General features: G+C 41.9%; 9 protein-coding genes. 8 read left to right on the forward strand and 1 reads right to left on the reverse strand.

Going from position 1 to position 9,627, the window contains the following annotated elements; genetic code table 11:
* A partial coding sequence (locus VF500_RS08985; RefSeq protein WP_330859355.1) for a hypothetical protein occupies window positions 1-202 on the forward strand: 202 nt, incomplete at its 5' end.
* 148 nt (window positions 203-350) lie between these two features.
* Complete coding sequence (locus tag VF500_RS08990) at window positions 351-2,558, forward strand: bifunctional alpha,alpha-trehalose-phosphate synthase (UDP-forming)/trehalose-phosphatase (protein ID WP_330859356.1); 2,208 nt, start codon at window positions 351-353, stop codon at window positions 2,556-2,558.
* 180 nt (window positions 2,559-2,738) lie between these two features.
* Here the strand turns inward: VF500_RS08990 and VF500_RS08995 are convergent, their stop codons facing one another.
* The gene (locus VF500_RS08995) at window positions 2,739-4,523 is read right to left on the reverse strand and encodes a glycoside hydrolase family 15 protein (protein ID WP_330859357.1); all 1,785 of its coding nucleotides are present in this window, start codon (window positions 4,521-4,523) and stop codon (window positions 2,739-2,741) included.
* A 147-nt stretch (window positions 4,524-4,670) separates the two neighbouring features.
* Here VF500_RS08995 and VF500_RS09000 point away from each other — a divergent pair, with 147 nt between their 5' ends.
* The 6 genes from VF500_RS09000 to VF500_RS09025 form a co-directional block, all read left to right on the forward strand.
* Window positions 4,671-5,306 (forward strand): peroxiredoxin, encoded by a 636-nt coding sequence (locus VF500_RS09000; RefSeq protein ID WP_330859358.1) that lies wholly within the window; start codon window positions 4,671-4,673, stop codon window positions 5,304-5,306.
* A 141-nt stretch (window positions 5,307-5,447) separates the two neighbouring features.
* Window positions 5,448-5,645, forward strand: coding sequence for a cold-shock protein (locus tag VF500_RS09005; RefSeq protein ID WP_114937866.1), 198 nt, complete (start codon window positions 5,448-5,450; stop codon window positions 5,643-5,645).
* Between the two features lie 126 nt (window positions 5,646-5,771).
* Window positions 5,772-7,004: an MFS transporter gene (locus tag VF500_RS09010; RefSeq protein WP_330859359.1), complete on the forward strand. Its 1,233-nt coding sequence runs from the start codon at window positions 5,772-5,774 to the stop codon at window positions 7,002-7,004.
* A gap of 292 nt (window positions 7,005-7,296) precedes the next feature.
* Window positions 7,297-8,211: an oxygen-dependent coproporphyrinogen oxidase gene (gene hemF, locus VF500_RS09015; RefSeq protein WP_330859360.1), complete on the forward strand. Its 915-nt coding sequence runs from the start codon at window positions 7,297-7,299 to the stop codon at window positions 8,209-8,211.
* A 92-nt stretch (window positions 8,212-8,303) separates the two neighbouring features.
* Window positions 8,304-8,702 carry a hypothetical protein gene (locus tag VF500_RS09020; protein ID WP_330859361.1) on the forward strand — a complete coding sequence of 133 codons (399 nt, stop codon included), beginning with the start codon at window positions 8,304-8,306 and terminating at the stop codon, window positions 8,700-8,702.
* Between the two features lie 161 nt (window positions 8,703-8,863).
* The coding region (locus VF500_RS09025; protein ID WP_330859362.1) for a DNA gyrase subunit A at window positions 8,864-9,627 on the forward strand (764 nt) is incomplete at its 3' end.

The following is a 9,627-nucleotide window of genomic DNA, read 5'->3' on the forward strand; positions in this document are numbered from 1 at the left end:
CCCTGCAAAAGCCCTTAAACAAATCAGCAACGAATACAAAGGTTACGAAGTAGGCGAAGTTATCGTTTACCAGGCTAACACTTCAATCAATGACGCTATCGAGCCAACTTCATACTTTGTTGACTTGAAAAACGACAAACATGAAGTTTTAGTAAGGATCACTCAACAAGCTAACATCGAGTTTTTCCAACAAGTGAAATAATTCCCAAATTATAACAATGGAAAGCCGTCCCGATATTCGGGACGGCTTTTTTTATGGCTAAAAATCACGCTTTTATACCAAAAGAACGCTGTTTCATAAAACAAAAACGCTGTTTTCGCCTTTTAAATATTAATTAATATTTATTAGTATGTCGAAAACAATAATTGTATCAAACCGCTTACCTGTTAAAATTTCCAAAACTGATGGTGCTTATCACTCATCACCAAGCGAGGGAGGCTTAGCAACCGGTTTAGGTTCAATATATAAACAGGGCGATAATGTGTGGATAGGCTGGCCCGGGGTAGAAATAGCTGAGCAGGAAGATAAAGACCAAATAACAAAAGAATTAAAAGATCTGAGCCTGATCCCCGTTTTTTTAGACCAGGAAGAGATCAACCAATATTACGAAGGTTTTAGCAACGAGGTTTTATGGCCCGTTTTTCATTACTACGCTTCAACTTATGCAGCATATAAACAATCAAACTGGGATTATTACAAAGCAGTAAATAAGAAATTCAGGGATATCATCCTGAGTATAGCCGAGCCAGGTGATGTGATCTGGATCCATGACTACCAGCTACTATTACTACCTCAATTGGTTAGGCAGGACTTGCCGGATGTTTCTATCGGATTTTTCCTGCATATTCCTTTCCCTTCAAATGAAATGTTCAGGCTGATCCCGTGGCGTTCGGAATTGCTGGAAGGCATGCTTGGCGCCGATCTGATTGGCTTCCATACCTTTGATGATGTACGTCATTTTCTGGGAGCGGCTACACGATTGCTCCCTGTATCATCCAGTGCTAACATCATAAGCAACGGGGAGCGTTCTGTTGTTATTGAATCCTTCCCGATGGGGATTGATGAAAAAAGATATTCGTCATTACCACTGCAGGATGAAGTAAAGGAACAGATTGGCTTAATTAAAGAGAATTTTCAAAACAAAAAACTGATCCTTTCGATAGATAGGCTTGATTATAGCAAGGGGATCCTGCAAAGGCTTGAAGCATTTGAACTCCTGCTCGAGCAATGTCCCGAATGTATTGAGCATATCACGCTTTATATGATCGTAGTTCCGTCACGTGATACCGTGCCGCAATATGCTCACCTTCGCGATGAGATAGATAAAAAAGTAGGCAAGATCAACGCTTTATACCGCACTATGGACTGGAGCCCGATCCATTATTATTATCGGTCTTTCCCAATCGAAACACTTTCGGCGCTGTATTATTCGGCCGATGTTTGCCTGGTTACACCCATGCGTGATGGTATGAACCTGGTAAGTAAAGAGTATGTAGCCAGCAGGATAAACAATGATGGTGTATTGATTATGAGCGAGATGGCAGGTTCATCTAAAGAACTTATAGATGCTATTATTGTAAACCCTAATAATACCGGCGAAGTTTGCCGTGCCATTTTACAGGCCATCAATATGCCGCTTGAGGAACAACGCAGGCGCATGATCCCGATGAGACAGCTTGTTGCGAAATTCAATACATCGCACTGGGTTAAAATTTTCATGGACAGGCTGAAAGAAGTAAAACTGATGCAGCGCTCCCTGCAGGCCAGGCACGTGAGCAATACTACCGAGCAAAGCATCATTAACCGCTATATCAAAACTAAAAAGCGGATCATCTTTTTGGATTATGATGGCACGCTGGTGAATTTTAAATCCAATATCGATCAGGCCAGTCCCGATAAGGAATTATATAACATCATTAATAAACTTGCCGAAGATCCTGTAAATCAATTAGTTTTGATAAGCGGGCGTAAACACGAAAATCTGGACGATTGGTTTAACGGTAATGATATCTACCTGATAGCCGAACATGGTTCATGGTTTAAACAGCCAGGCACTTCATGGCATAAAATAGGTGGTCTCAGTGATCAGTGGAAGCATGACATTTATCCTATACTGGAAACCTATGTCGACCGTACCCCGGGTTCGTTCATAGAAGAGAAAACATACTCACTGGTTTGGCATTACCGCAAGGCCCAGGCAGGCCTGGGTGAGCTAAGGGCTAACGAGTTAATGAACAACTTAAAATATCTTGCAAGCGATAAAGGGTTACAATTATTAGCAGGGGATAAGGTACTGGAAGTAAAGAACATGGATATCAATAAAGGCAAAGCCGCTTTAACACTTACCGAAGGCCGTGATTATGATTTTATTATAGCTTTCGGCGATGACTATACCGACGAAGATATTTTTAAAGCCTTGCCCGAAAGCGCTATAACCATTAAAGTTGGTAGTAATCTTTCGGCAGCGAAATTCTATTTACGAAATCCTGCTGAAGTGAGGAAGCTGCTTACCAGTTTTGCCAAGTACACACCGGTAGAAGAGGGAACGCAAGTGTAACACTGAGCGTTTAAAATTAAAGCCCGATTGGTTTAAAAGATCAATCGGGCTTTTTGTGTAGAAAATAAAAAACGGTATTCAACAAATAAAATGCGAAAAGGGGCGGGCGAGAGGCGATCCGTGAGGACACGGATCGGGGGATATTGTTGTTGTTCCCCGTGCCTGTGTCCTCACGGGCACTTACAAAAATATAGGCCTGTCCAACTTCATAGCTATCCTATAGGCAGCGTTCATTAACCCCACGTGACTGTAGGCCTGCGGAAAATTACCCCACTGGCTGCCATCTTCCTCATCCACATCTTCACTAAACAGCAGTAGATGGTTTGAATATTGCAATAGGTTCCCAAACTCGCGCTGGGCATCATCCAACCGGCCAACAGTTGCCAGTGCTTCTACATACCAAAAAGCGCAGATCAGGAAAGTAGTTTTCGGCTTACCAAAATCATCGGCATATAAATACCTGTAAAATAAACCATTGGGTGTCCTTAGCTCTTTTTCTAATGCAGCTAAATGATCCTTTGCTTTTTGCGAATTTGGATCAAGGTAGTTCATCATAATGAGCTGTAAAGTACTGGCATCGAGGTTACTGCTACCTGCGGAATTAGTGTAAACTTTGCGTATTGGGTCATAGCAACTCTCGATATGTGCAGCCGCACGCTCTTTAAGGGAAATGGCTTTATCAATCAATTCCTGATTTTGGATGGTGCGTGCCATTTTCTCGGCAGCAGATGCGCCCGCCCATTGAAACAGGTTGCTGTAACAGTGAATATTGGCCATATTCCTGAACTCCCAGATGCCCGCATCCTTTTCGTCAATTGTATGTTCTATCTTACTTAATAAAAACTCTACCCAATGCACAGAATCCTTTCGTTCAGAAAAAACAAAACGATGATCGGTATACAATGGGAGCAGGGAGATCAATACCTGGCCGTAAATATCATTCTGAATATGTTCGGATGCCTGGTTACCAACACGTACCGGCTGATTACCCATATAGCCTTTTAAGTCGGTCAAAATATTTTCTACAAGATCTTTTTTACCGGTAATGCCATAAAGTGGCTGATAACGCTCCATTTCCGAAAACGTGATATCGGTAACATAGCCGAAATACTTTTCCATTTCCTCAAAATGGCCAATGTGGTTTAGCGCGGTTATCACGTAGTATGTATCACGCAGCCAGCAATAACGGTAATCCCAGTTACGGCCGCTTCCCGGCGACTCGGGCAGGCTTGTAGTACTCGCCGCTATAATTGCTCCGGTATCTTCATACTGGTGTATTTTAAGAGCCAAAGCCGAGCGGATCACGAAGGGTTGAAAGTAAGTAGCGATTGATGAGTGTTTGATCCATGTACGCCAGTATTGCACAGTTTCAGCCAAAAACCGATCAGATGTACTGATGAGCGGGGCTTCAAGCGGTTCGCCATAGGTCATGGCCAGGTATTTGGTTTCGTTAAGCACAAACGCCTGTTCATCAAAAATATAACTAATCGGGATATTGGTGGTAAGCCGGATGTTTTCTTCCCCTCCCTGGTATTGGATATGGTTGCTGCCCCTGTTTACGGTTAATTTAACAGCACCATATTCAGATACCGGCGCGCATTTAACAATGATCCTTGGCGAACCTTCAATAGCCTCAATTTTCCTGATCAGCATCAGTGGTTTATAGTAACGCTGGTGCTGATGAAACCGTGGTGCAAAATCAGTTATGCGGTATTTACCACCACTGGCAGGGCTTATTTCGGTAATTAAAATATTGGTATTTTCCAGGTAATGTTGTTGCGAAGTATATTCCCCTTCCGGGCGGATGGAAAACTCGCCTCCTTTCTCCTGATCAAGCAAGCCGCCAAAAATAAAGGTACTGTCAAACCTCGGCCAGCAAAGCCAGTCGACATTGGTATTTTTATTAATATGGGCTAAAAAGGCGCAATTGCCAATTATCCCGGTATCATAGGTGTGTTTGCTCATGGATATAGCTGTTATTTATTTCAAAGTTCAACAACACAGCCTTTGTAATGTTGGCGTAAATAATATGATTATTTAAAGTTTGTTTGCATTTGTTTGTGAATGTATAGTAACTTAGTCGTATTAAATCACAATCAAAAATCTATCATCATGAGTTTAAGACTGGGCGATAAAGCGCCAAACTTCCAAGCAAAAACATCAGCAGGCGAAATTGACTTTTACGAATATTTAGGCGATAGCTGGGGCGTACTATTCTCGCACCCTGGCGATTATACACCAGTTTGTACCACCGAGCTTGGCAAAACAGCTGCTTTAAAAGATGAATTTACAAAACGCAATGTTAAAGTACTGGCACTTAGCGTTGATTCGGTAGAATCACACCATGGCTGGATCCAGGACATCAACGAAACCCAGGGTGTTGAAGTTAACTTCCCGATAATCGCTGATGAAGACCGCAAAATTTCTGAAACTTATGATATGATCCATCCAAATGCTTCGGTAAATGCAACTGTGCGCTCATTATTCATTATAGGCCCTGATAAGGCAGTTAAGCTGATCATCACTTATCCTGCTTCAACCGGTCGTAATTTCCAGGAGATTTTAAGGGTTATTGACTCATTGCAATTAACCGCTAATTACAGTGTTGCCACACCTGCCGATTGGAAGGAAGGGGAGGACGTTGTTGTAGTGCCTGCAATCAAAACTGAAGACATCCCCGCCAAATTTCCAAAGGGTTTTACAGCAGTTAAGCCCTATTTGCGGCTGACACCACAACCAAATAAATAATTTTATTTGGTTTATTAATAATTTTATATATTTGAGGGAAGCTGGATATCTATTCCTTCTGAACCAATATAAACCTATTTTGTTTTCAGTTTGGTTTTAGTTGATCTTAACACGAATTTTTTATTACGATTTATTATAATTATGAAAACTGGAAAAGTAAAATGGTTTAACACACAGAAAGGTTATGGCTTTATTATTACCGAAGAGGGTAAGGATCTTTTTGTACACTTTAAGGACGTGCAAGGCGGTGTAAATGCTATAAAAGATAACGACAGCGTTACGTACGATGTTGAAGATGGCAGAAAAGGATTACAGGCAGTTAACGTGAAAAAGGTATAAAATATATAAAGTTATTGAACAAAATTTACTCACAGAACCTCTGTATCAACAGGGGTTTTTTTGTGCTGATTTTTTTGCTTTTATCTGCATAAATCCCCTACATTAGCCAACCAATTTCTATACTCTATGACCGATGCTACCAATGCCAAAGTTACCAGGAACGCTATTTTCTTAGTAATTGTTGCTTCCCTGGGCTATTTTGTTGATATATATGATCTTTTGGTTTTTTCGATAGTACGGATCCCCAGCCTTAAAGATATTGGCTTAAGCGCCCAGGAAATAACTGATAAAGGGCAGTTCATTATCAGCATTCAAATGTTTGGATTATTGCTTGGCGGGATCATTTGGGGCATTATGGGCGACAAGCTTGGCCGTATTAAAGTACTTTTTGGGTCGATATTGCTTTACTCAATTGCCAACTTTGCCAATGGCCTTGTTCATGATGTAAATACTTATGCTCTTGTAAGGTTTATTGCAGGCCTTGGATTGGCAGGTGAGCTTGGTGCGGGTATTACATTAGTTAGCGAAACTTTAAGTAAAGAGAACCGCGGCTACGGAACAATGATTGTTGCTGTTATTGGTTTATTTGGCGCTACAGCCGCTTATGCAGTGGCTAAGTTTGGCTGGCGTAATGCTTATTTTGTGGGCGGTGGCCTGGGTATATTATTGCTGTTACTGCGCATTGGTACTTTTGAATCGGGCATGTTTAAAAACGTAGAAAAAAGCGATGTATCCAAAGGCAACATGTTCATGCTGTTTACTAACTGGGAACGCTTAAAAAAATACCTGTTTTGTATTCTGATAGGCGCACCGCTTTGGTACGTAGTGGGTGTATTGATCAGCTTTTCGGATAAGTTTGGAGCTGCATTAGGGGCTAAAACCCTGATCAAACCCGGCGACGGCATTTTTTACAGCTACATTGGCATTGCCATAGGCGATATCGTGGCGGGCTTGCTGGCCCAGGTTACCAAATCACGAAAATTAACCATGGCTGTATTTTTAATACTTTCATTAGTAAGTGTGCATTTTTACCTGAGCGATAATGGTATCACACCCGAACGCTTTGCTGTACTAAGCTTCTTTATGGGATGTACCGTGGGTTACTGGGCAACTTTTGTGACCATTGCATCTGAGCAATTTGGTACCAATATCCGCTCAACGGTTACTACCACAGTGCCTAATTTTGTACGCGGTTCATTGATCCCGATAACATTAGCGTTTAACGCATTCAATGCTAAATACGGGTATATCAAATCGGGATATATCATGATGGGCATACTTACTGCAGTAGCATTATTATCCTTAAGCCAGCTGAAAGAAACTTTTGGCAAGGACCTGAACTATGTGGAGATAAGCTAAAAAGCCAGGTGTTCATTTTTTGAAAAAGAGGTGTTCAAAATGTTCAATGTTGAAGGGATGTAAAATTACAAGTTATTAATAATCAGTGATTTAAATTTTGTCATTTAAAAAACATGAACACTTAATTAATTGACTATCAAACATTTGATTTTTTTCATGTGTTTACACTTTAAAAACTGAACACCCTGAGTTTTCTGTTATTAGCGATAATATAACAGACGCAATAATCTCTCTTTTCTGCTTTACAAAAGGTATCCCCGGCAATCTTCAAAATTCATTACTTTTACAGCCTATGATCAGCAAAGAACAAATAGCCGAAGATTATAAGCAAATACAAAATGAGATCTGCGCAGCGCTTGAACAGTTAGATGGCGCAGCAAAATTTGAGGAGGAGCTTTGGGAGCGTGAGGGTGGAGGCGGGGGCCGTACCCGGGTTATCCAGAACGGCAACATCCTTGAAAAGGGGGGAGTTAATTTCTCGGCAGTTCACGGTCATTTGCCCGATACCATGAAACGGGCGCTACAGGTTGAGCAGGATGATTTTTTCGCTACCGGCGTATCTATTGTGATCCACCCCAATCACCCGCTGGTACCCATCATCCACATGAACATCCGTTACTTTGAAATGCCATCGACCATGGGCGATAGTCAGAAACCGGTTCGGTGGTTTGGCGGTGGGATAGATTTAACCCCTCATTATGTAATTGAAGATGATGCCCGTTTTTTCCATGGCGGCCTAAAAGCTGCCTGTGATCAATATTATGCCGATTTTTACCCACGTTTCAAAAAATGGGCTGATGATTACTTCTACATCAAACACCGTAACGAAACCCGCGGCATAGGCGGCATATTTTACGACAGGCTCACCGCCAATGATGAGCTGAGCTGGAAAGATATCTTTGAGTTTTCAAAATCTGTCGGCCGTTCTTTTGCGCCCTTATATACTGAGTTAGTGCACCGTAACCGTGATAAATCATTTACAGAAGCACAGCAATTGTTTCAATACCAGCGCCGTAGTCGCTACGCCGAATTTAACCTGGTTTATGATGCCGGAACCAAATTCGGACTGGAAACCAACGGTCGCATTGAATCGATACTGATGAGCCTGCCGCCTACGGCCAAGTGGGTTTATGACTATCATCCCGTAGCCGGCAGTGAAGAAGAAAAAACATTATCTTTACTAAAAAAAGGTATAAACTGGGTATAAGGCAAAGCTGAAAGCGAAATGCAGAAAGCTAAAAGCCTAAAGAAAAAAGCTTTCAGCATTCTGCTTTGGGCTTTTGGCTAACAACATCACCAATGAAAAAATCTATCATGCTGGTTATCGGTATTTTGCTGTTATGTGCTTTTCGTTTTGACGATAGTCCGCTGAAAGGGGTTTGGGAGTATCGCGGCGGCATAATTAACGGCAAGCTTGACGCAGCTCCTACAGCTTATAAATTACAACGGGATTACGATAATGAGCATTATAAGGCCAGAGTAATAGAGGAGGGGGAGAAAACCGTAGTGTATGAGAAAGGCGACTACCAGTTAAAAGAGGATACCTGCTTTGAAACTCAAACCTATTGTATGCAGGAGTCAAAACTGCTTAATAAAACCATAAAATACAACTACACAATCAGTAACGATACGCTTAAACTGCTTTCGATTTTACCTAATGGCAATAAGGTTGAAGATTACTGGGTAAAAGTTAAATAAACCCTGATTAAAGTAACAAAATTGTTGTACCCATGGCAATATACGCAGCGGTTTATTGTTACTAAATTGGCGCAATCCCAAGTATTTTTTTAACTTCGCAGGTCGTTGAAAAATCAATTTTAACACGCAATTATAAGAGAAGGTTCTACAAATAATTTAAAATGGCTGAAGGAACAGAAAACGATAATTCACACGCAGAAGACAGGATAATTTCGATAAATATTGATGAGGAAATGCGATCGGCGTACATTGACTATTCAATGTCGGTGATTGTTTCCAGGGCGCTGCCCGATGTCCGCGATGGACTGAAACCCGTACACAGGCGCGTGCTTTACGGTATGCTTGACCTGGGACTTACCAATGGTAAACCCTACAAAAAATCTGCCCGTATTGTGGGTGAGGTGATGGGTAAGTATCACCCGCACGGTGATAAATCAGTATACGATACCATGGTGCGTATGGCCCAGGAGTGGAGCTTACGCTATCTATTGGTTGAAGGCCAGGGTAACTATGGTTCTGTTGATGGTGATGAGCCTGCGGCGATGCGTTATACGGAAGCACGCTTGCAAAAGCTTGCCGAAGAGATGCTTGCTGATATCAACAAAGACACTATTGATTATCAATTAAACTTTGACGACTCGCTGCAGGAGCCAACTGTATTGCCATCTAAATTCCCTAACCTGCTGGTTAACGGAGCTTCAGGTATTGCGGTAGGTATGGCTACCAATATGGCACCGCACAATCTTTCGGAAGTTATTGATGCTACTATGGCATTAATTGATAACCGCCAGATAGAGGTTGCCGAGTTAATGAAATATGTAAAAGGTCCTGATTTCCCTACAGGCGGTATTATTTACGGGTACGACGGCCCTCGCGAAGCGCTTGAAACAGGCCGCGGCAGGGTTGTGATCCGCGCACGTGCGGA

Origin of the sequence: Mucilaginibacter sp. (assembly GCF_036383575.1) — a bacterium.
GTDB lineage: Bacteria > Bacteroidota > Bacteroidia > Sphingobacteriales > Sphingobacteriaceae > Mucilaginibacter.